This window comes from Streptococcus sp. 1453 (genome assembly GCF_013276955.1).
Lineage (GTDB): Bacteria > Bacillota > Bacilli > Lactobacillales > Streptococcaceae > Streptococcus.
Genome location: NZ_VMLZ01000024.1, coordinates 23,462 through 44,766, shown reverse-complemented (window position 1 = coordinate 44,766; position 21,305 = coordinate 23,462). Strand labels below are relative to the sequence as shown.

Annotated in this window: 21 protein-coding genes and 1 pseudogene; 4 read left to right on the top strand and 18 right to left on the bottom strand. The window is 39.1% G+C overall.

The genetic code is table 11. The features are described 5' to 3' along the window. Nucleotides 1–239 precede the first annotated feature (239 nt). Both HW098_RS10000 and HW098_RS09995 read left to right on the top strand, forming a co-directional pair. Nucleotides 240–1,040 carry a DUF1189 domain-containing protein gene (locus HW098_RS10000; protein WP_176139998.1) on the top strand — a complete coding sequence of 267 codons (801 nt, stop codon included), beginning with the start codon at nucleotides 240–242 and terminating at the stop codon, nucleotides 1,038–1,040. 9 nt (nucleotides 1,041–1,049) lie between these two features. Then, nucleotides 1,050–2,036, top strand: coding sequence for a LacI family DNA-binding transcriptional regulator (locus tag HW098_RS09995; RefSeq protein ID WP_050261020.1), 987 nt, complete (start codon nucleotides 1,050–1,052; stop codon nucleotides 2,034–2,036). 106 nt (nucleotides 2,037–2,142) lie between these two features. Here HW098_RS09995 and HW098_RS09990 read toward each other — a convergent pair whose 3' ends face one another. The 12 genes from HW098_RS09990 to rgg all read right to left on the bottom strand — a co-directional run bounded on the left by HW098_RS09990 (nucleotide 2,143) and on the right by rgg (nucleotide 12,558). Continuing rightward, nucleotides 2,143–3,084 carry a YitT family protein gene (locus tag HW098_RS09990; RefSeq protein WP_173218843.1) on the bottom strand — a complete coding sequence of 314 codons (942 nt, stop codon included), beginning with the start codon at nucleotides 3,082–3,084 and terminating at the stop codon, nucleotides 2,143–2,145. Next, a complete protein-coding gene (gene aspS, locus HW098_RS09985; protein ID WP_176139997.1) occupies nucleotides 3,062–4,825 on the bottom strand; it encodes an aspartate--tRNA ligase in 1,764 nt (587 codons plus the stop codon). The genes HW098_RS09990 and aspS overlap by 23 nt, the downstream gene beginning before the upstream one ends. A gap of 154 nt (nucleotides 4,826–4,979) precedes the next feature. Next, a complete protein-coding gene (locus HW098_RS09980) occupies nucleotides 4,980–5,210 on the bottom strand; it encodes a hypothetical protein (RefSeq protein WP_000832185.1) in 231 nt (76 codons plus the stop codon). Nucleotides 5,211–5,227: 17 nt separating this feature from the next. Continuing rightward, entirely contained in the window at nucleotides 5,228–5,869 is a 642-nt protein-coding gene (locus HW098_RS09975; RefSeq protein WP_020903389.1) for a type II CAAX endopeptidase family protein, read from the bottom strand. 9 nt (nucleotides 5,870–5,878) lie between these two features. Then, a complete protein-coding gene (locus HW098_RS09970; protein WP_020903388.1) occupies nucleotides 5,879–6,577 on the bottom strand; it encodes an ABC transporter permease in 699 nt (232 codons plus the stop codon). After that, nucleotides 6,570–7,394: an ABC transporter ATP-binding protein gene (locus HW098_RS09965; RefSeq protein ID WP_024057248.1), complete on the bottom strand. Its 825-nt coding sequence runs from the start codon at nucleotides 7,392–7,394 to the stop codon at nucleotides 6,570–6,572. Before HW098_RS09965 ends, HW098_RS09970 begins: the two co-directional genes overlap by 8 nt. A gap of 10 nt (nucleotides 7,395–7,404) precedes the next feature. Next, nucleotides 7,405–8,145: a DUF3169 family protein gene (locus HW098_RS09960; protein ID WP_049550908.1), complete on the bottom strand. Its 741-nt coding sequence runs from the start codon at nucleotides 8,143–8,145 to the stop codon at nucleotides 7,405–7,407. 2 nt (nucleotides 8,146–8,147) lie between these two features. Further along, on the bottom strand, nucleotides 8,148–8,345 hold the full coding sequence (locus HW098_RS09955; RefSeq protein ID WP_049550907.1) for a hypothetical protein: 198 nt from the start codon (nucleotides 8,343–8,345) through the stop codon (nucleotides 8,148–8,150). Next, nucleotides 8,345–8,548, bottom strand: coding sequence for a helix-turn-helix transcriptional regulator (locus HW098_RS09950; protein WP_084945484.1), 204 nt, complete (start codon nucleotides 8,546–8,548; stop codon nucleotides 8,345–8,347). Before HW098_RS09950 ends, HW098_RS09955 begins: the two co-directional genes overlap by 1 nt. A 143-nt stretch (nucleotides 8,549–8,691) precedes the next feature. Next, nucleotides 8,692–9,972 carry a histidine--tRNA ligase gene (gene hisS, locus HW098_RS09945; RefSeq protein ID WP_176139996.1) on the bottom strand — a complete coding sequence of 427 codons (1,281 nt, stop codon included), beginning with the start codon at nucleotides 9,970–9,972 and terminating at the stop codon, nucleotides 8,692–8,694. 181 nt (nucleotides 9,973–10,153) lie between these two features. Then, nucleotides 10,154–11,401: a transporter gene (locus HW098_RS09940; RefSeq protein ID WP_176139995.1), complete on the bottom strand. Its 1,248-nt coding sequence runs from the start codon at nucleotides 11,399–11,401 to the stop codon at nucleotides 10,154–10,156. Nucleotides 11,402–11,706: 305 nt separating this feature from the next. Continuing rightward, nucleotides 11,707–12,558, bottom strand: coding sequence for a quorum-sensing system transcriptional regulator Rgg (gene rgg / locus HW098_RS09935; protein WP_024056776.1), 852 nt, complete (start codon nucleotides 12,556–12,558; stop codon nucleotides 11,707–11,709). A gap of 124 nt (nucleotides 12,559–12,682) precedes the next feature. Between rgg and HW098_RS09930 the strand changes: the two genes are divergently transcribed. After that, nucleotides 12,683–13,024: a metal-sulfur cluster assembly factor gene (locus HW098_RS09930; protein WP_001204052.1), complete on the top strand. Its 342-nt coding sequence runs from the start codon at nucleotides 12,683–12,685 to the stop codon at nucleotides 13,022–13,024. Between the two features lie 60 nt (nucleotides 13,025–13,084). Here HW098_RS09930 and ilvD read toward each other — a convergent pair whose 3' ends face one another. The 6 genes from ilvD to HW098_RS09900 all read right to left on the bottom strand — a co-directional run bounded on the left by ilvD (nucleotide 13,085) and on the right by HW098_RS09900 (nucleotide 20,486). Then, nucleotides 13,085–14,788 carry a dihydroxy-acid dehydratase gene (ilvD, locus tag HW098_RS09925; RefSeq protein ID WP_000137346.1) on the bottom strand — a complete coding sequence of 568 codons (1,704 nt, stop codon included), beginning with the start codon at nucleotides 14,786–14,788 and terminating at the stop codon, nucleotides 13,085–13,087. A 230-nt stretch (nucleotides 14,789–15,018) separates the two neighbouring features. Beyond that, on the bottom strand, nucleotides 15,019–15,951 hold the full coding sequence (locus HW098_RS09920) for a transketolase family protein (protein WP_000986407.1): 933 nt from the start codon (nucleotides 15,949–15,951) through the stop codon (nucleotides 15,019–15,021). Then, entirely contained in the window at nucleotides 15,948–16,805 is an 858-nt protein-coding gene (locus HW098_RS09915; protein ID WP_000603569.1) for a transketolase, read from the bottom strand. Before HW098_RS09915 ends, HW098_RS09920 begins: the two co-directional genes overlap by 4 nt. 3 nt (nucleotides 16,806–16,808) lie before the next feature. Next, nucleotides 16,809–18,155, bottom strand: a complete 1,347-nt coding sequence (locus HW098_RS09910; RefSeq protein WP_000975289.1) for a PTS ascorbate transporter subunit IIC — start codon at nucleotides 18,153–18,155, stop codon at nucleotides 16,809–16,811. A gap of 12 nt (nucleotides 18,156–18,167) precedes the next feature. After that, a complete protein-coding gene (locus HW098_RS09905) occupies nucleotides 18,168–18,452 on the bottom strand; it encodes a PTS sugar transporter subunit IIB (RefSeq protein ID WP_000912473.1) in 285 nt (94 codons plus the stop codon). A 3-nt stretch (nucleotides 18,453–18,455) separates the two neighbouring features. Then, nucleotides 18,456–20,486, bottom strand: coding sequence for a BglG family transcription antiterminator (locus tag HW098_RS09900; protein ID WP_176139994.1), 2,031 nt, complete (start codon nucleotides 20,484–20,486; stop codon nucleotides 18,456–18,458). Nucleotides 20,487–20,721: 235 nt separating this feature from the next. Here HW098_RS09900 and HW098_RS10660 point away from each other — a divergent pair. Then, nucleotides 20,722–21,304 (top strand): annotated as a pseudogene (locus HW098_RS10660) (hypothetical protein). Nucleotide 21,305 lies beyond the last annotated feature (1 nt).

The window sequence follows — 21,305 nt, the reverse complement described above, 5'->3', positions numbered from 1 at the left end:
CATTTTATACTCTTCGGAAATCTCTTCAAACCACGTCAGCTTCCATCTGCAACCTCAAAATAGTGTTTTGATCAACCTGCGGCTAGCTTTCTAGTTTGCACTTTGATTTTCATTGAATATTAGCGATTGTTACTGTAAGTAAGATCCTTACAACAAGCAATTTTCTCCTAGACTTGAAATAAAGCGCATTTCTCTATATAATAATACTCATATAGAAAACACCTTTTAGAAAGATACCTATGCTTCCATATCCATTTTCCTATTTTTCAAGTATTTGGGGATTTCGTAAGCCCCTGTCCAAACGTTTCGGGCTCAACTGGTTTCAACTACTCTTTACCAGTATCTTCCTTATCAGCTTGTCTATGGTACCCATTGCCATTCAAAACAGCTCTCAGGAGACCTATCCGCTAGAAACTTTTATCGATAATGTCTATGAACCTCTGACAGATGAGGTTGTCCAGGATCTCTCTGAACATGCTAGAATTGTTGATGGTAAATTTACTTATACAGGAACTGCCAATCAAACACCTTCTATTGTGATCGGTCCAAGTCAAAGTAAGGAGTTACCTAAGGACTTGCAACTGCATTTCGATACGAATGAGCTAGTCATCAGCAAGGAAAGTAAGGAACTGACTCGTATCTCTTACCGGGCGATTGAGACTGAGAGTTTCAAAAGCAAGGATAGCTTGACCCAAGCCATTTCTAAAGACTGGTACCAACAGAATCGTGTCTATATCAGTCTCTTCCTAGTTCTCGGTGCTAGCTTCCTCTTTGGTTTGAATTTCTTTATCGTCTCTCTAGGGGCGAGTCTTCTCCTTTATATCACTAAGAAATCACGCCTCTTTTCATTTAGAACCTTTAAAGAGTGCTACCATTTTATCTTGAACTGTTTAGGATTACCAACTCTGATTACACTTATTTTGGGATTATTTGGCCAAAATATGACAACCCTGATTACTGTACAAAACATTCTTTTTGTCCTTTATCTGGTCACTATCTTTTATAAAACACATTTCCGTGACCCAGATTACCATAAATAGGAGATTTTTATGCCCGTTACGATTAAAGACGTGGCCAAGGCTGCTGGTGTTTCGCCTTCAACCGTAACCCGTGTTATTCAAAATAAATCAACCATTAGCGACGAAACAAAAAAACGCGTTCGCAAGGCTATGAAAGAGCTCAATTACCACCCCAACCTCAACGCTCGTAGCTTGGTAAGTAGCTATACTCAGGTGATTGGTTTGGTTCTTCCTGATGACTCAGATGCCTTCTACCAGAATCCTTTCTTTCCATCGGTTCTACGTGGCATCTCTCAAGTCGCATCTGAAAATCACTATGCCATTCAGATAGCAACAGGGAAAGATGAAAAAGAGCGTCTCAACGCTATTTCACAAATGGTCTACGGCAAGCGTGTAGATGGGCTAATCTTTCTCTATGCCCAAGAAGAAGACCCTCTTGTAAAACTCGTAGCAGAAGAACAGTTCCCCTTCCTTATCTTAGGTAAATCTCTATCTCCTTTCATCCCACTTGTCGACAACGACAATGTTCAAGCTGGTTTTGATGCAACCGAATATTTCATCAAAAAAGGCTGCAAACGCATTGCCTTTATCGGAGGAAGTAAAAAGCTCTTCGTGACCAAAGACCGTTTAACAGGCTATGAACAGGCGCTTAAACATTACAAACTTACCACTGACACCAATCGCATCTACTTTGCAGACGAGTTTCTGGAAGAAAAGGGCTATAAATTTAGCAAGCGATTATTCAAGCACGATCCACAAATTGATGCCATCATCACAACCGATAGCCTCCTAGCTGAAGGGGTCTGTGACTATATTGCCAAACACCAGCTGGATGTCCCTGTTCTCAGCTTTGACTCGGTTAATCCTAAGCTCAATTTGGCAGCCTATATAGATATCAATAGCCTAGCCCTCGGACGCACTTCTTTAGAAACTATTCTCTGCATCATCAATGATTCTAAAGAAAATAGACAAATCTGCTACCGCCAGTTGATTGCCCACAAAATTATTGAAAAATAAGAGACTGGGCAAAAAGTCTTTAAAAGCAAAAAACGCAGACTATCAGGTATTAAAAACTTGATAGTCTGCGTTTTATTGTGGGAAGACTCATTTTAAGTACTAGTCACTAGTTATCTATCTCAACAAATCTTCCTAGAATATGAACATTCTCTGATACAGAGACAAAGGCACCTGGGTCCACTTGTGTCATAATCTGTTTAAATTCATTAAACTCTGCACGTGTAATGACAGTGATTAAAACTGCCTTTCTCTCGTGATTATAGGTTCCTTCTGCATCGTGGATCATGGTTGCTCCGCGGTGCAATTTTTTATGGATTTTTTCAATTACCTTCTCTGGATGATTGGTCACAATCATGGCCTGCATGCGTTTTTGCTTGGTAAAGACCGCGTCTGTCACACGGCTAGAAACAAAGATGGTAATCATAGAGTAAAGAGCGTATTTCCAACCAAAGGTCAAACCTGCTATCAGCATGATGGTCCCATTTACCAAGAAAGAAATACTACCGACGTTCTTACCTGTTTTCTTGCGAATGGTCAGGCTGACGATATCCGTTCCACCACTGGAGATATTGTTTCGAAGAGCAAAACCAATCCCCAAGCCCATGACAACACCCCCAAAAAGGGCATTGATAATGGGATCCTCCGTCAAGGTTGCCACAGGGACAAACTGGATAAAGAAGGAACTCATGGACACCGTGATAAAGGTAAAAACAGTGAACTTATGCCCAATCTGATACCAGGCCAAGACCATCAAAGGGAAGTTAATGGCGTAAAAGGTTAGCGAAATCGGAATATGAAAACCAAACCAGTGATTACTCAAGGCAGAGATAATCTGTGCCAGACCTGTCGCACCACTCGAATACACATGCCCTGGTTGGAAAAAGAAATTGACCGCTACTGCTGATAGAAAACCATATACCAGAGAAGCTGAAATCTTCTCGTCATATTTTTCCCGAGAGATACTTTGTAAGACACGTAAAATTTTTATCTGATAAGCAAAGCGGCGCAGATAATAGCGCCACCGCTTAATTCGTTTTGCTTGTTTCATCTTCTTCTACTTGTAAGCTGAGTTCCTCTAGTTGTTTGAGAGCGACTGTTGAAGGAGCTTGTGTCATTGGGTCAGTTGCCTTGTTGTTCTTAGGAAAGGCGATAACTTCACGGATATTTTCTTCTCCTGCTAAGAGCATGACAAAACGGTCAAGCCCGATAGCCAAACCACCGTGTGGTGGGAAACCATAGTCCATGGCTTCAAGAAGGAAACCAAACTGATCGTTTGCTTCTTCGGCTAAGAAACCAAGAGCCTTGAACATGCGTTCTTGAAGGTCTTTTTGATTGATACGAAGGCTACCACCACCAAGCTCATAACCGTTCAAGACGATATCGTAAGCAATGGCACGAACCTTAGCCAAGTCACCTTCTAATTCGTGAGCTGTTTCTTCCTGTGGAAGAGTAAACGGATGGTGGGCACTCATGTAACGGCCTTCTTCTTCAGACCATTCAAACATTGGCCAGTCAACCACCCAAAGGAAGTTGAATTTATCGCCATCAATCAAACCAAGCTCTTTGGCAATACGTCCACGAAGGGCACCGAGTGTTGCATTGGCCACTTCAAGCGTATCCGCCACAAAGAGAACGAGGTCCTTATCTTCAAGTGCAAGCACTGTTGTCAATTCTGCTTGGATGCTAGTCAAGAACTTGGAAACTGGTCCGTTTAATTCTCCATCAACAACCTTGACCCAAGCAAGACCTTTGGCACCATATTGTTTGGCTACTTCCGTCATCTTGTCGATGTCTTTACGTGAATAGTTGTCCGCAGCTCCTTTGACTACAATTGCTTTTACAGCAGGTGCTTCTGAAAAGACTTTAAAGTCTACACCTTTGACCACTTCTGTCAAGTCCTGAAGCAACATGTCAAAACGGGTATCTGGCTTGTCAGAACCGTAAAGAGCCATAGCATCATCATACTTCATACGTGGGAAAGGAAGAGTTACCTCAATTCCTTTTGTTTCCTTCATCACGCGCGCAATTAAACCTTCTGTGATATCTTGGATTTCTTGCTCAGTAAGGAAGGACGTTTCTAAGTCGACCTGAGTAAATTCAGGCTGACGGTCTCCACGCAAGTCCTCGTCACGGAAACATTTAACGATTTGATAGTAACGGTCAAAACCAGCATTCATCAAGAGCTGTTTCGTGATTTGTGGACTTTGAGGAAGAGCGTAAAAATGCCCTTTATTAACACGAGATGGCACCAAGTAGTCACGCGCCCCTTCAGGCGTTGACTTAGAAAGGAATGGTGTCTCCACGTCGATAAACTCCAACTCATCCAAGTAGTTGCGGATAGAGTGGGTCACTTTAGCACGAAGTTTAAGATTTTCCAACATTTCTGGACGACGAAGGTCAAGGTAACGGTAACGTAAACGTGTATCGTCATTGGCCTCAATGCCATTCTTAATCTCAAATGGGGTTGTCTTAGCTGTATTAAGCACTGTCAGAGCTGTCACGTTTAACTCAACTGCACCAGTTGGCAACTTATCATTGGCTTGCTCACGCGCAGCGACCTGTCCAGTCACCTCGATAACAAATTCGCTACGAAGGCTTTCAGCTGTTGCCATGACCTCTGCAGATACTTTTTCAGGGTTGATAACCAACTGCATAATTCCTTCACGGTCACGAAGATCGATAAAGATCAAACCACCAAGGTCACGACGACGGCCAACCCATCCTTTCAAGGTTATTTCTTGTCCGATGTGTTCCTCACGAACACGACCAGCATACATACTACGTTTCATTGTTTCTCTCCTCTTTTATTCTGTTACTATTTTACCATAAAAGCGCAGGCTCTTCATGAAAATCATCAGAAAAGTTTGCCAGTCTTTAAAAATCAAGTGAAGACTCTAAAAATTGACGCCCATACAAAAATCCGATGAAGTTCATCGGACTCTTTTATTTTGAATTGTTGCCTGCTTTACGCTTTTCAGCAATTTCGGCTGCCTTTCGAGGCAAGACAATTTCCGTTGTGTAAGCTGTCCCAAAGCGCAAGACACCTGCAATAGGGGCAAAGACGACTGCTAGATAGTTATAGAAGAAATCGCCCTTAAAGGCATAAGCTAGCGCTCCAATGATGAAAAATAGAACGACTGCTTGAATCACTGCTAATAAAATTACTCGTTTCATGTGACCTCCTGACTCTATTATAGCATGAGAATCATCAAAAAGCTCACTAAATTATTCAAAGCGTGAAGAGAAATGCTGTAAAGAAGACCTTTTCGACTTACATAAGCCAGCCCCAAACTCAATCCTAGACTAGCATAAACCAAAAACTGTTGCAAAGTTCCTGGGAAATGAATCAAGGCAAATAGAACACTTGTTACCAGAAGGAAAAGCAGAGTTTGTTTACTATTGTCCTGCTTAGGAAAGAGATAGCGTGCCAACATCCCTCTAAAGATAAGCTCTTCCGTCAAAGGAGCAAAAATAACGACCGCAAAGAATGAGAAAAGGGGTTGAGACAAGGTCAAGTCTATCGCTGTTTGTTGATTTACTGAAGGATCATTTGGCAAGAAAAACTGGACAACCAGAGATAAGAACCAAACCAAGGCAGGGAGCCAAATAAATCGGTTAAAGCCACTCTTCTCAATATGAACAGGAGCTTTCTGGTACCATTTATAAATGACGTACACATATACTCCAGCCAAGGCCACATAAAGCAAGGTAGTAGCATAGGGCGAAGCGCCCAGTTTCAAAGCTTCTACAGCCCCACTTTGAACGGTCCCATAGATAACCAGAAAAGATAGAATGGCTAGAAGAAACCAGCCGAGGTTTTTAAGTAGTTTCATATAAATCTCCTATCTTGCTTTATAGCTATTTTTCAATACAAAGAGGTTCGCTATTCCTAACACAAGTACCCAGGCAAGTAACATACCAATATTAGAAAAAGATATTTCCCCACCTTTTTTATTTAAAAGATTTACAATTGGACCAATAAAAGAGTAATCCAACACTTTCTGAACCGTATCATTTTGAAGAGCAATCATGGGTAAAAAAGAGACGATAAACACAGGAAACATACTATAAACTTGCGCTTTAGACTGAGTATCTGACACTGCACCGATTAGAAGGTTGAGAAAAATAACACTAATAGCTGCTAAGACCAAATAGATAACATAGGCCAATAAGTAACCTGATACATCCACTTTAAAATAGATTGGTAGTAAAATCATTCCAAGCAACATAATCAACAGAGGGAGAATGAGCATACTGAAAGTATATTCTGTTGCTGTCACACCACTTAGGATGAGTGATTTAAGATTGCGCTTTTCCTTATCTTCTGCCATCATAATCGATACCATATAACCACTTCCCATGCTCAAGACCATCGTCAAACTCATAGAAAGGAAATACGTACTCAATTCTCCACTCTTGTTTAAGAACTCATTATATAGAACAGCCAGTCCAAAAGGCAACAATAGAGTCGCCAACAAAGTTGAATTGCTGATAAGAACTTGTAATCTTAACCATAGTAGGGCATTTAATTTTCTAAACATCTAACTTTTCTCCTGTCAATCTGATAAAGATTTCTTCTAAAGTTGGCTCACAAGAGTGAACCACCATCAAATCTGTCGTGTCTAAATGTGGTAATTCATCAAATGGAACTATCTGTTCTCGTCCGTCGTTATAAACCACACGTACTTTCTTATCCACATGGTACTTCTGGATGATATCTTGCGGACTTCCATACTCTATTAGGTTACCCTTATTCAAAAGAGATAAGCGATCACAAAGCAGAGTTGCTTCATTCATATCATGCGTGGTCAGAAAGATAGTTGTCCCCGCCTGCTTTAATTCTTGAAGTAGGGTATGAATCATCTTAGATGTTGTAGGGTCTAAGCCACTGGTTGGCTCATCTAGAAAGAGAATCTTAGGAGCATTCAGAAGGGCACGAGCCAAGAACATTCGTTGTTTCATTCCAGTAGATAACTTTTCTGCAATAATATCTTTAGCATCTGCCAATCCAACCTGTTGAAGCACCTGAACTACTCTATCTGCCTTGAGGCCATATAACTTAGCATAGATGAGAAGATTTTTATAAAGACTCATCTTTTCATAAAAACCACTGCCATCACTAACAATACCAATTTGTTCCAAATCATTTGAGGTTAAATCTTGAGAATTCTTGCCTAACAAAACTGTTTTACCTTGATCTGCAGCCAACTGTCCTGTTAAGACATTGATCATGGTTGTTTTACCTGAGCCAGAAGGGCCAAGAAAACCAAAGATTTCACCCTCCTTAATCTCAAAAGAAATCTGATGAAGAGCTTTTTTGCTCCCAAAACTTTTGCTTACATTTTCAACACGAATCATAGAAACTCCTTTATTTGAAATAGCGTTTTACCATAGGTAACTGCATCACATTGATATAAACATGGATGGCTCCGACAAGTACGAAAGCTAGTAGCTGAATCTCTCCTGTCAGTAAGGAAAAGAGAGCAATCAGAAAGTACAAGGTTGGCAAGACATACTGATGTAATTGGAATAAAATCCGAAAACTCTGTTCCAAATTAGCCTGGCGCTCCCCTTCATCGTAAGAATTGATAAAGTCCATGACATCCTTTGGTGTAGAGAAAAATGCCAAATCAAACTGACGAACAATAGCAATGGTCTTAAAAAGATATTTTTGAGCATTTAAAACTAACACTAACCCCAAAAAGGAAAGGGATAAGGTTATATGGCTTATATCGAGTACAATTACTTCACTTCCTGAAATGAAGAGAGCCAATAAAATCGCTACGCTTGCACTATTAAAAGCAATAGTTCCAAACTCGAGATTCCGATACATCTGCACATAATAGGTTTCATTCAGATCATCATCCATTTCCTCTTGATACAAGGAGTGAAATTTTCTGCTTTTCTTTAAGAAATTGAACGTCAAAAGAATGCTAATGAAACCTATCAGTAAACAAATAGCTGATATCCATGGTATCAAGATTTTTACATCTAACATAATTCCGTGGGATTCGGCACCAGCCTTCAACATATCTACAAATATGTACAAGAAACCTCCCAAGACAATAGACATTAAAAATAACAAGCCACCTTTCTTATTCTTTTTCATATTCATTCTCCTTTTTCACTTGCTAAATTTTGGGATTTCTTTTCAATCCAGTCAATTACTGGGATAAGAGCAAAGTAGGCCCAAATAAATTGGTCACTTTGATAGGGACTAAACCAACCTAAGTCTATCCCAATCAGTAGAAATACGCTGACGAATAGAGCTGCGACAACTACATAATAAACCACTTTATACTTGTTCATCACTCATCCTCCTCCAAGCGAAATACCGATTCGACTGTTTCGTTGAAAATCTGAGATATTTTCAAGGCAATCACAATGGACGGGGTGTATTCGTCCCGTTCTAGTAAGCTAATGGTCTGTCTGGAAACCCCTGCTAACTTGGCCAGTTCGGTTTGATTGAGACCATCGCGAGCCCGAAGCTCTTTTAGACGATTTTTAAGCATTCCTTTCTCCTTTTCTCTTAACTTGCTTATATTGTAACACATCTTTTTCTTTTTGACAAGCATATTTATCAAAAAGTTTATGATTTTTGTCATTTTGCAAAAGAAAAAGGTCAGGAATAGATTCCTGACCAGTTTATCTGCTATTAAAAGCCTAGTTTTTCAAAGATTTCTGAGAAGTTTTGGCTGATTGTCTCAAGCGCAACTTCCACTTCTTCTCGGGTTTGGTTGTTCTTGACCGTTACTTGTCCGCTTTCGACTTCACTCTCACCTAGGGTGATGAGAGTCTTAGCTGCAAAGACATCAGCTGACTTGAACTGAGCTTTGAGTTTACGGTTAAGGTAATCACGCTCTGCTTTGAAACCTTGTTGGCGAAGAGCTTGGACTAGTTCTAGGGCTTTTACATTTGCTCCGTCTCCCAAGACTGCGATATAGACATCTAGGGCGTTTTCGATAGGAAGAGCAACACCTTGCTTTTCAAGAATGAGAAGCAGGCGCTCTACACCAAGTCCAAAACCAAATCCAGCAGTTTCCGGGCCTCCAAAGTAAGAAACCAAACCATCGTAACGACCACCCGCACAGACTGTCAGGTCATTCCCCTCAATCTCAGTGATAAACTCGAAAATGGTGTGGTTGTAGTAGTCAAGACCACGCACCATATTGGTATCGATAATATAGTCTACTCCAAGATTTTCCAACATCTGACGCACAGCATCAAAATGAGCTTGACTTTCTTCATCAAGGAAGTCCAAGATAGAAGGCGCATTCTCTACTGCTACCTTGTCTTCTTTTTCCTTAGAGTCCAAGACACGAAGAGGATTTTCCTCCAAACGACGTTGGCTATCCTTAGACAAGGTCTCCTTGAGCGGTGTCAAATAGTCAATCAAGGCTTGACGGTAGGCTGCACGGCTCTCAGGATTTCCAAGAGTGTTGAGGTGCAATTTGACACCTTGGATACCGATTTCTTTCAAGAAATGGGCTGCCATCGCGATTGTTTCCACATCGGTAGCTGGATTGCTAGATCCAAAACACTCAACTCCGATCTGGTGGAACTGGCGCAAACGCCCTGCCTGTGGACGCTCGTAACGGAACATAGGGCCCATGTAGTAGAACTTGCTTGGTTTTTGCACTTCTGGGGCGAAGAGTTTATTTTCCACATAGGAACGGACAACGGGCGCAGTTCCTTCTGGACGGAGGGTAATATGACGGTCACCCTTGTCATAGAAATCGTACATTTCCTTGGTTACGATATCCGTTGTATCTCCGACAGAGCGACTGATGACCTCATAATGTTCAAAAATAGGCGTGCGCACTTCTGCATAGTTATAGCGCTTGAAAATCTCACGGGCAAAGCCCTCAACGTACTGCCATTTGGCAGATTCAGCAGGTAAAATATCCTGCGTTCCTTTTGGTTTTTGTAATTTCATAGGGAATCCTCTTTAAACTTAATAGTCTTATTTTACCATAAATAAAGGGATTAAAACAGTAAGAAAAAATTAGGATTTATACTCAATGAAAATCAAAAAGCAAACTAGGAAGTTAGCCGCAAGCTGTACTTGAGTACGGTAAGGCGACGCTGACGTGGTTTGAAGAGATTTTCGAAGAGTATTAGATATCATTTTTGAGATTAATAACTGTCAAAAAAATAGCCAGAAAGGAAAGACCAACAAATAGCATCCAAGTCAACTGTATATTCCATACGGCTACAAGTGAAAAACAGGCTGTTCCCACAGGTATGGATAAGGTGAACAATAAACCTAAAAAATTACTGGTACGAGCTAGAACCTCTGGAGCTAGATTTTTCAGGAGCATGGCACTAATCTTTGGTTGAACTTTACCAGACACATACAGAGTTGAACAGAGAAATAGTAAACCAAGTACGACTTGATTGAATAAATTAGCTAGACCAACTAGACTGAGTCCTACGGTCACCCACATCATCAATCTAGGCAAGGACTGCTTCCCAAAATAATCATTGCCCGTAAGGCTACTGATGATGATTGCTAACAAAGCACAGACTTGACTGATAAATAATGCCTCTGTGTAAGAAAAGTCCAAAAGAGAATGGCTCAAAAAGAAGATGTTATAGATGCTTCCTAAAGCGCCACCCAAGGCATTGATAAGCAAGACAGCACAGAGCATAAAACCAAAGTTTTTCTGTCCACCTTTAAGAAAAACGAGACGTAAATTCCGATAAATCGTTAGGAACTGGTCTTTGATAGAAAGCTTCTCATTTTTTAGTGATTCACCATCAGGAGATGAAATTGACAGGCTCAATTTGCTTTTTCCTAAAAAGAGGATGACGGCTGATACTAGGAAGAAACAGGCATTGATTCCCGCAACGAGGGAAAAATTGTTGACCGATAGACCTAAGAGCCAGACTCCAAAAGCTTGACCACCAATAGCTGAAATATAGGTAATGAACTGGGAAAAAGAGTAAGCCTCCATCAAATCATCTTCAGCTACTTTTTCCTTAATGAGAGGCATGCGCAAACCACCTGCAAAATCACTGATGACATCACTAATGACATTGATTAAACACAGGCTAGAAAAGGCAAAGAGACTAGCTTGCTGAACAACTAGGGCTGCTAGAAAAAATAAAACCGCCTGAAACAAACCGCTATAGACCATCCATTTGACCTTGGCCCTCGTGTAATCTGCCCGAATCCCTACAAAAACTGTAAAGAGAGTCGGAACAATCATGACAATATTCGCCATAGCAACAGCAAAAGAGGCTTGTGGCAAGGTCGATGCATAGACGATAAAGACCAGGTTGAAAATCGAAGCACCAAAAGCATTGAAGAAGCGTGACAAAGTCAAGAGACGATAAGCTTGATTTCTGAACAATAGTTTCATAGGTAATCTCCCTTCTTGTTCAAATACTCAATGAAAATCAAAGAGCAAACTAGGAAGCTAGCCGAAGGCTGTACTTGAGTACGGCAAGGTGAAGCTGACGTGGTTTGAATTTGATTTTCGAAGAGTATAAGTTTTATGTGAAGTATGACTATAGTATAGCACTTAGAAATTTTAGAGGAAAAACTTTTGAATATATGCAACAAAAAAATAAGTAAAAAGAGACGATAGAATTTCTCCAGTGACACGAGAGAGGTCAACAATTCTATCGCTTAAAATTTCAAATGATTTTCTTAGTTTGCAGATATTCAACAATCGGTCGTATTTCTATAGTATTCGGCAGATTTATTACAGCCAAGCATCTCAAAAATACGGACAGCATCTTCCATCTTTTTCTGACCTTCCTTGACTCTACCTTGCTTGCTATCAAGGAGACCTTCCGCCCACAAATAGACAATTCGGAAATAGGTTTCATTTTCATTGTAGAAATGCTCTTCGATAACACGTTTAAAATAAGAGGCATTGGTAAATTCTTCACACTCAATGCTGGCTAAAAAGCCATTCAATAGTATAGTGTGAAAAAGGTTTCGATTGCCAGACATTTCCATTAGGAAATCAGATTTACGTACCATCTCTCTAACATACCTAGTGAAAAGAGAAACAGATAGAAATGGTGAACTGACTGAAAATAAATTGAGTTCATAGATTCCCCAAATCTCGGTAGAAAACAAATAATCATGAAGAACTTTCCCTTCCTCTGCTGTTAACTCTACCCTTTCATCCATGCTCTTCATATAAGACTTGATAATAATGGCATTTAGAATATGTTTCTGTTTATTGTGAGAATGGGCATGCTTTTGATACTCCCTGCGATACAAGTCCTCAAGCGGAGCTATATTCTTTGGATCCAAGACATCTATGATTTCTTTTCTCAACTCAGAATCTGTATCATACTGAAAACCTCTCGCCAGAAAGAGAATTTCCTCTACACTAGCAGATATATTTTCTAGGGCAAATAAGAACTTTTCCACCGAAAGCTCACTCTGACCTGTTTCAAAGCGAGATAACATAGACGGCGAAAATTGTCCCCCAGTTGCTTGTCTCAGCGAGATATTTCTTGACTCTCGTAATTGTCTAAAGACTTTTCCAATCTGCTCCATAGGCTTCCCCTTGATTCAGTGTTTTCTTTATATTATCATATTTTTTCAGAAAATTCATCAAAAACTTGCCAAATTGTCAGAATTATGAGAAAATAGAGGATATTTATCACGTGGAGGGACTGTAATGAGAGACGATATCAAAATCAATGACCGGGCTTTGGCCTTGCAAGACCAAATTATCGAAAAACTAGAGAAGGTTTTTGATACAGATGTGGAATTGGATGTGTACAATCTAGGGCTGATTTATGAGATCAATCTAGACGAAACAGGCCTCTGTAAGATTGTCATGACCTTCACCGACACCGCCTGCGATTGCGCCGAAAGCCTGCCTATCGAAATCGTGGCAGGTCTGAAACAAATCGAGGGTATCGAAGATGTCAAGGTTGAAGTTACCTGGTCGCCTGCCTGGAAGATTACACGAATCAGTCGCTACGGCCGCATTGCCCTTGGACTGCCACCTCGTTAAGCAGGTAAATTACTTTTGAAGATGAAAAGAAGCAAGCCAAAGTTGGCTTGCTTTTTGAATTTACTTTTTACCTGACTTGTCCATATTCCAGAAGTCTGTCACGGCTCCGCGTGAAGCAGATGATACGATATGGGCATATTTACCGAGGACACCACGACTATAGAGTGGTGGCAAGGTTGTTTCTGCCTTGCGTTTTTCAAGTTCTTCTTCGGATACGGCCATGGAAATTTCTTTGGTATCTTGGTCAACCGTAACGATATCGCCTGTACGAAGGTAGGCAATTGGTCCACCATCCTGAGCTTCAGGAGCGATATGTCCAACAACCAGACCATAAGTACCACCAGAGAAGCGTCCATCTGTCAAGAGGGCAACCTTGTCTCCTTGACCTTTACCAACAATCATTGATGAAAGTGACAGCATCTCAGGCATACCAGGACCACCTTTAGGTCCAACGAAACGAACAACGACTACATCGCCATCAACGATTTCATCTGTCAGAACGGCCTGAATCGCATCTTCTTCTGAGTCAAAGACCTTAGCTGGACCAACGTGACGACGCACTTTAACACCTGATACTTTAGCAACCGCACCATCAGGGGCAAGGTTCCCGTTCAAGATGATAAGCGGACCGTCTGCACGTTTTGGATTTTCAAGTGGCATGATAACTTTTTGACCTGGTGTAAGGTCTGCAAAGTCAGCCAAGTTTTCAGCTACAGTCTTACCAGTACATGTAATGCGGTCTCCATGAAGGAAACCATTTGCCAAGAGGTATCTCATAACCGCAGGCACACCACCGACTTCGTAGAGGTCTTGGAAGACATACTGACCAGATGGTTTCAAGTCGGCCAAGTGAGGCACACGCTCTTGAATCGTATTGAAGTCCTCAAGAGACAAGTCAACATTGGCAGCATGGGCAATGGCAAGCAAGTGAAGAGTGGCGTTTGTAGAACCACCGAGAGCCATGGTTACAGTGATAGCATCTTCAAAGGCTTCACGAGTCAAGATATCTGATGGCTTGAGACCGAGCTCCAACATCTTGACAACAGCACGTCCTGCTGCTTCGATATCTTCTTTCTTATCAGCTGATTCCGCTGGGTGAGATGAAGACCCTGGTAAACTCATACCGAGAACTTCAATAGCAGTCGCCATTGTATTAGCAGTATACATACCACCACAGCCACCAGGGCCAGGGCAGGCATTACATTCAAGACGTTTTACGTCCTCAGCCGTCATGTCACCGTGGTTCCATTTTCCGATCCCCTCAAAAACAGAAACCAAGTCGATGTCTTTGCCATCAAGATTTCCCGGTGCAATAGTTCCACCATAGGCGAAAATTGCTGGAATATCCATATTAGCAATGGCAATCATAGAACCAGGCATGTTCTTGTCACAACCACCGATAGCAACAAAGGCATCCACATTGTGACCACCCATAGCCGCCTCGATAGAGTCCGCAATGATATCACGAGATGTCAAAGAGAAACGCATACCAGGCGTTCCCATAGCAATCCCGTCCGCTACAGTAATAGTTCCAAACTGCACAGGCCAAGCACCTGCAGATTTGACACCCTCTTTAGCTAATTTCCCAAAATCATGCAAGTGGATGTTACATGGTGTATTTTCCGCCCAAGTCGAAATCACTCCCACAATCGGTGTTTCAAAGTCCTTATCTGTCATACCAGTCGCACGAAGCATAGCACGGTTTGGTGATTTAACCATACTATCATAAATGCTACTGCGGTGACGTTTATCTAATTCAGTCATCTTATCCCTCCCATTTCAGTTTTTACTATTATAGCACATTTTAAAGGCAATGAACAGAAGAAAATTCTTGAATTTTCAGAAAATTCTATACACATATAAACATTTTAAATTAAAAACAACAAAGCGGATCAGGGCACTTTCTGATTACCAGAATATGCTTTTAATCCGCTTGCTTTAAATAACGTAATGTAATTTTTACAGAAGTTCTTTCAGATAAGTGTATTTAACATCTATCTTGCATTATAAAACTCTAGAACTTTCTCTTTTATATTCGATTCACTCAAACCATATTCATTAAGAAGATAATCCATTTTCCCTACTTGACCGAATCTTTCTTGAACACCCATCCGATGAATTTTTGTTATTCCATCATCAGAGAATAATTCACATAAAGCACTGCCAATTCCACCTATCTGATTGTGGTTTTCTACAGTAAATATAGTTTTTCCACTTAACATTGTTTTTATCTGTTCTGGTATCGGTTTGATTCTAAATAAATCTATCACACCTACTGAATAACCTAATTTAAACAGTTCATCCGCAACTCGAATACTTGGAGCAACCATTATGCCAGAAGCAACTATTACAACATCTTCACCGTGTCTTAACTCAATGTAGCCTTTAGAAAAATCTTCTCCACCTTGATATACAGCCTCTGGAGCTTTTCTAATTGTTCGAATATATTTTAGTCCTTTTAAGTCTAATGTCTGGTTCAAGATTTCACGAAATTGGATATCATCAGTTGCTTCGAAAATGATTGATTTAGGAATTAAACGTAACAATCCAATTTCTTCAAATGGCATATGTGTCCCACCATTCATTTCTGCAGTTACTCCTGCATCTGATCCAATCACAGTGGCATCCAATTGTGCGTATCCAAGAGAAATAAATAATTGATCAAATACTCTTCGTGAAGCAAAAGGGCCAAATGTATGAAGATAAGGTCTAAACCCCTGAATAGATAAACCTGCTGCAAGCCCGACCATTTCTGCTTCCATGATTCCAACATTCACATAACGGTCTCTAAAGTCCTTTTCAAGATTATTAGTAGCCATAGAACTTGACAAATCTGCTTCTAAAACTACTATATCAGAATAACTTTGGTTAGCCTCTAGAAGGAAATCTCTATACACATGTCGTAATTCTTTCGTACTTCTCATCATTCTGTTTCCTCCAATTCCTGACTTAATCTTTCTACAACTGAAGTTAACATTTGTCTCTCCTCTACAGTAGGGCGAAGATGATGATTGGATTTCATTTCTTCCAGCTCTCGAACTCCTTGACCTTTAGTAGTATCTAATACAATACACTTAGGGGATGAATCATTTGACTGTTTTAATCGGACAATCCCTTCATAAATTTCTCTAATATCTGAACCATTGACCCTAATGGATTCAAATCCAAATGCTGAGAATTTTTCTACAAAATCACCTGGATTACAAATATCCTTTGTAAAACCATCTAATTGTTTTTTGTTATCGTCTACAAATACAATTAAATTAGATAACTGTTGATGAGAAGCAAACTGTATAGCCTCCCAACATTGTCCCTCATTTAACTCACCATCTCCAACAATAGCATAAGTATAAAAGGGACTTTTTCTTATTCTCTGACCATATGCAAGTCCGGTTGCAACACTAATTCCCTGTCCTAAAGAGCCAGTTGTCATATCTATGCCCGGCGTTAGATTTCTATCAGGATGAGACGGTAATTTGGTTCCATTTGTATTTAAAGAATATAAGAATTCTTTGTCAAAGAAACCATTCAAATAGAGTGTGCTGTATAAAGCCGGTCCAGCATGTCCCTTGGATAAAACAAAATAATCTCTATCTCGTGATGCAAATATTTCTGGAGTCATCGGCATTATTTCACCATAAAGCACTGCTAAAACTTCTACTATAGACAGACTCCCTCCATAATGACCGAATCCAAGATGATTCAATGTTCTAAGAGTATTTAATCGGATTTTAGTCGCAAATTTTCTTAACTCATCTTCTCTATTTTCACTTAAAATCATCCCTTATTCCTCCTTTGCAGATGGCTTTTTAATAAAGGATACTCCAAACATAACTGCTAAAATAAGAACAAGACCAATAACAATACCTGCTTGTGAGCCAAATTGATTCAACATTCCTAAAATAATTCCTGATAGACCAAAATCTGCATCTGAGAAAGTTGACCCTTGGAAACCAAGTCCTCCCAAAACTGGCATTAAAAAGACTGGAAGAAAACTAATTAAAATACCTTGTAAAAATGCTCCAATAGTGGCTCCACGAACACCACCAGATGCATTCCCGATGACACCTGCAGTCGCTCCACAGAAGAAATGAGGCACAACGCCTGGTAAGATGACAACCGTTCCTGAAGCAATCATAATTGCCATACTTACTAAACCACCAACAAAACTAGAGATAAATCCAATTAGGACTGCATTAGGTGCATAAGTATAAACAATCGGACAATCCAAAGCAGGTTTTGAATTAGGTACGAGACGCTCTGAGATACCTTTAAAGGCTGGAACAATTTCACCCAAAATAAGGCGAACACCTGCTAAAATAACAAATACACCTGCTGCAAATTGACCTGCTAATTGTAAAGCATAAACTAGACCACTTGTACCATTACTGATTTCTTTTTCTATATATTCTGACCCTGCAAAGATAGCTACAATAATGTAAATAACTGCCATAGATAAAGTAATACTAACAGTACTATCACGTAAAAAAGCTAAACTCTTTGGGAATTTAATGTCCTCTGTTGATTTTGATTTGTCACCGATAAGGCTACCAGTGAAACCACTCAACCAATATCCCAAAGAACTGAAATGACCTAAAGCTACCTTGTCATTTCCAGTTAATTGAACCATATATTTTTGTACAAATGCTGGAGAAATACTCATAATAATACCGAGTGCTAATCCTCCTAGTAAGATAAGAGGCAAACTAGTAAAGCCAGCAACTGATAAAATGACCGCAATCATACACGCCATATATAGAGTGTGGTGCCCTGTTAAAAAGATATATTTAAATCGAGTAAAACGAGCGATTAAGATATTGAACACCATACCTGCAAACATAATCATTGCAGTAGCTGAGCCATATGTTGTTAAAGCTACAGCTACAATTGCTTCATTATTCGGTACAACTCCAGATAAATGAAAAGCATGTTCAAACATGGTACCAAATGGATTCAAAGAATTTTGCACAATTCCTGCACCACCAGATACAACTAAGAAACCAACAAAAGTCTTAATTCCACCTTTAATAATATCAGGTAATTTCTTCTTCTGAAGAACTAATCCTAAGATTGCAATTAAAGCTACTAAAATAGCTGGTGTACTAACAATATCCAATATGAACTTCATCATGACGCTAGCCTCCTATATAAGTTCTTTTTCTTCACAAATTTTAGTAATTAATTCTCGTAGCTCGTCCATATCAATAATACTATTTAAAATACGAACATCTCCAAGATGACTAGCTGAATCAGCTAAATCACGACCAACAATCCAAATATCGGCTGCATTTGGATCTGCTCCACCTAAATCATAATGTTCAACTTCTACATCTGAAACATTCAAATCACTCAATACAGATTCAATATTCATCTGTACCATAAAACTTGAACCTAATCCTGAACCACAAGCTGTACCAATTTTTAACATTATCTAATCCTCCTGTTTAATTATCATTTTAATGTCATCATAGTTTTTTGATGAAATTAAAGCTTGAACATGATTTTTATCTCTTAAAATTGTTGTTAAATGTGACAAAGCCTTTAAATGACTCTCATTATCAATGGCTGCAATACAAATCAACAATCTTACCTCTTGTTCTGGATTATCCAATAAATAAATCGGCTCTTCCAAAACTAACATTGACATTCCTATTTCATTCACGCCTTCATCTGGTCGAGCGTGAGGAATTGCTACTCCCTTCCCTAAATTAATAAAAGGTCCAAACTCTTCTACTTTTTGAATCATTGCCTCAGGGTAGTTCTCAGTTATCTTATGTTGATCCAAAAGCGGTTTAGCTGCTAAACGAATCGCCTCCTTCCATCCTAATTTTTTCGAACTAACCTGATAGGTTTCTTTTGTAATTAATTCTTCTAACAATGGTAACATTTCCTTTCTATTCATTTCTTGATAGAGATATCGCTTTAATGCTAATTTCAACTCTAATTCTTGTGTGATTACACTATATCGTCTTACTATACTAATTATCTGATTCAGCTCAATATCTTGATAACCTGTATCCGGAAAATCTTTTGATACCAATTCAACTAATTGAGTTGTTTGTTCTTCAGTCATCATAACGGAAACTAGATAATTTGGCTTCTCTGTCTCTACCTTTATAGTAGAAAAAACCATATCATAGTCACTACTAGTTTTCGCCGGTAAATCGTCAATCTTTGAAGTCCCTATAAATTCAATTTGAGGAAACAATGCTAATAGATTTTCTTTTAACATCAATGAAGAACTAATCCCATTAGGACAAATAATTGCTGCTTTATAACATTTTTGAGGCAAAGTATCTGCATTCTTTAAATAACCTCCAAAATGGACAACAAAATATGCTGTTTCACTATCAGGTATGGGTTTGTCAATAGCGTCCATCAAGGGAGTCAAAGAATCTTTTACTAGTTCAAATAAATCAGGATAATGTTCTTTAACATGCAACACATATTCATTTGAACTAGGTAAGCCGAACTTTAATCTATAGTAAGCCGGTATAAGGTGGCGGCGAAGATTTTCTCTCAATACTTCTCTTTGTTTAAAATGTAACAAAGAAATATCTTCCATTCTACTTATAATAGCCTCTGTTAATTGATTAAAGTAAACCGGAGCAACATCTACTTCACCTTCAAAGCAACTTGATAATAAAACTGTGACATAGCGATAATCATCCTCTGAAAATACCGTATCTATAATTCCCAAATCAACTACTGTATCTAATAAAATAGTCGTTATATCTTGAATAATAGGAGATACTAATGTCTCTGAAAGACATACTCTTTCAACATCCCTTTGATACCTACATATAATGAATACTAAACCGAAAAGGCAAACTTTTAATTGATTAACAATAGGTACTATCTGTAGCTTTTCATAATAATCTTTAACTACCTGATCAATCAAATCATAAGTTAATGAATACCCCCAACTGGATAAAACATAATCCAACCCCCAAATCCCTATGGAGGATTCCAGCAACTCACTAACCATTTGAAAAGCTAAACGGTGCTTATTCCACTCTGAACCGTGTAAAGTATAACCTTTTGCTCTACTGTACCCTAGCTCCAAATCATTATCCAACATAATCTTTCTTAATGATTGAATATCAGATAAGGTTGTATTCTTACTTACTTTCAAAAAGTCTTGGTAATGATTATTCGATATAAAATCTAATCGGCAAAAAGTGTAAAGATAGATTAATGCTAAGCGAGTCGACTTTGGTAAAACCAATTCATCCGACTTAATAATATCTGTCAAAGACTGCTTCGTACGATTTGATAAACTATAGCGACCTTGTTTTTTATCCAGCACTATCCCTTTATTAGCTAGATAAGGCACTAAATAATCTATTCCTTCTTTGACTTCCTTTATAGGTAAGCTCACCTTAACAGATAATTCATATAATGATAGCTCACAATGATCCATCAAAGTCATCAAAATAACTAGTGCTCTATAATCAAACATTTCTCTTCCTTTCTAACTACAATTATAGTGTAAAAGTTATAAGAATAAAAGAGTATTTCAGCACAATATAATCTCACTTCCTATAAGTAATTATTGGGCTGAAACTTTTTAGTGATTATTTGTCAACTTTCTATTAATTTTTAAAAACAAAATGATATCATTTAGATATCAAATAACAGAGGTCATTCTTATGACTGAAAAACTAATCAATTCATAACCAAATGGTGTATTAGCATTGATTCTCATTGAGTTGACAATCGTACTTGGTATCTTTATATTTAAAATGGGTGTTGGTTCGGAAAACATTTTTGGAATTATTATCGGACCTTTACTAATCGTAATTGCAACGCTAACTCATGCTGGTTTAAAAGTTGTCAAACCTCAGGAGGCTATGGTTCTGACACTCTTTGGTAACTATACAGGTACCATCAAAGAACCTGGCTTTTACTTTGTCAATCCCTTCAGCGTAGCAGTCAACCCTGCAAACCACACTCGACTTGGACAAAGTGGTGATGTTAGCACAAAATCTCCTTTTTTAGGAGCTAAATCATCAAATGACAATGACTGCTTAGGAAATCCTTGAAGCACGTATCACTTACCTAGCTTATGCTACAGAAATTACTACCATTATTGATGCCCGTAAGATGATTGTAGATGGTGCTGTAGGAATGGTTGAAATGGCACTAGAACGGCTCAATGAAGGGGAATTGGTAGAGCTTGACGAAGAACGAAAAGCTGCTATGGTTTCAAATCTCCTAGTCGTCCTCTGTGGCAATCATGATGCACAACCAATTGTCAACACAGGAAGTCTTTACTAAA

Excerpts from the sequence above, each read along its gene's own strand:
- ilvD (WP_000137346.1), bottom strand. The coding sequence starts at position 14,788 with ATGACTGAATTAGATAAACGTCACCGCAGTAGCATTTATGATAGTATG.
- HW098_RS09915 (WP_000603569.1), bottom strand. The coding sequence starts at position 16,805 with ATGATTTTAAGTGAAAATAGAGAAGATGAGTTAAGAAAATTTGCGACT.
- HW098_RS09970 (WP_020903388.1), bottom strand. The coding sequence starts at position 6,577 with ATGTTTAGAAAATTAAATGCCCTACTATGGTTAAGATTACAAGTTCTT.
- HW098_RS09905 (WP_000912473.1), bottom strand. The coding sequence starts at position 18,452 with ATGTTAAAAATTGGTACAGCTTGTGGTTCAGGATTAGGTTCAAGTTTT.
- HW098_RS09910 (WP_000975289.1), bottom strand. The coding sequence starts at position 18,155 with ATGATGAAGTTCATATTGGATATTGTTAGTACACCAGCTATTTTAGTA.
- HW098_RS09920 (WP_000986407.1), bottom strand. The coding sequence starts at position 15,951 with ATGATGAGAAGTACGAAAGAATTACGACATGTGTATAGAGATTTCCTT.
- aspS (WP_176139997.1), bottom strand. The coding sequence starts at position 4,825 with ATGAAACGTAGTATGTATGCTGGTCGTGTTCGTGAGGAACACATCGGA.
- HW098_RS09965 (WP_024057248.1), bottom strand. The coding sequence starts at position 7,394 with ATGATTCGTGTTGAAAATGTAAGCAAAAGTTTTGGGAGCAAAAAAGCT.
- HW098_RS09950 (WP_084945484.1), bottom strand. The coding sequence starts at position 8,548 with ATGCTTAAAAATCGTCTAAAAGAGCTTCGGGCTCGCGATGGTCTCAAT.
- HW098_RS10000 (WP_176139998.1), top strand. The coding sequence starts at position 240 with ATGCTTCCATATCCATTTTCCTATTTTTCAAGTATTTGGGGATTTCGT.
- HW098_RS09980 (WP_000832185.1), bottom strand. The coding sequence starts at position 5,210 with ATGAAACGAGTAATTTTATTAGCAGTGATTCAAGCAGTCGTTCTATTT.
- rgg (WP_024056776.1), bottom strand. The coding sequence starts at position 12,558 with ATGGAGCAGATTGGAAAAGTCTTTAGACAATTACGAGAGTCAAGAAAT.
- HW098_RS09940 (WP_176139995.1), bottom strand. The coding sequence starts at position 11,401 with ATGAAACTATTGTTCAGAAATCAAGCTTATCGTCTCTTGACTTTGTCA.
- HW098_RS09975 (WP_020903389.1), bottom strand. The coding sequence starts at position 5,869 with ATGAAACTACTTAAAAACCTCGGCTGGTTTCTTCTAGCCATTCTATCT.
- HW098_RS09900 (WP_176139994.1), bottom strand. The coding sequence starts at position 20,486 with ATGTTTGATTATAGAGCACTAGTTATTTTGATGACTTTGATGGATCAT.
- HW098_RS09960 (WP_049550908.1), bottom strand. The coding sequence starts at position 8,145 with ATGAAAAAGAATAAGAAAGGTGGCTTGTTATTTTTAATGTCTATTGTC.
- HW098_RS09995 (WP_050261020.1), top strand. The coding sequence starts at position 1,050 with ATGCCCGTTACGATTAAAGACGTGGCCAAGGCTGCTGGTGTTTCGCCT.
- HW098_RS09990 (WP_173218843.1), bottom strand. The coding sequence starts at position 3,084 with ATGAAACAAGCAAAACGAATTAAGCGGTGGCGCTATTATCTGCGCCGC.
- HW098_RS09955 (WP_049550907.1), bottom strand. The coding sequence starts at position 8,345 with ATGAACAAGTATAAAGTGGTTTATTATGTAGTTGTCGCAGCTCTATTC.
- hisS (WP_176139996.1), bottom strand. The coding sequence starts at position 9,972 with ATGAAATTACAAAAACCAAAAGGAACGCAGGATATTTTACCTGCTGAA.
- HW098_RS09930 (WP_001204052.1), top strand. The coding sequence starts at position 12,683 with ATGAGAGACGATATCAAAATCAATGACCGGGCTTTGGCCTTGCAAGAC.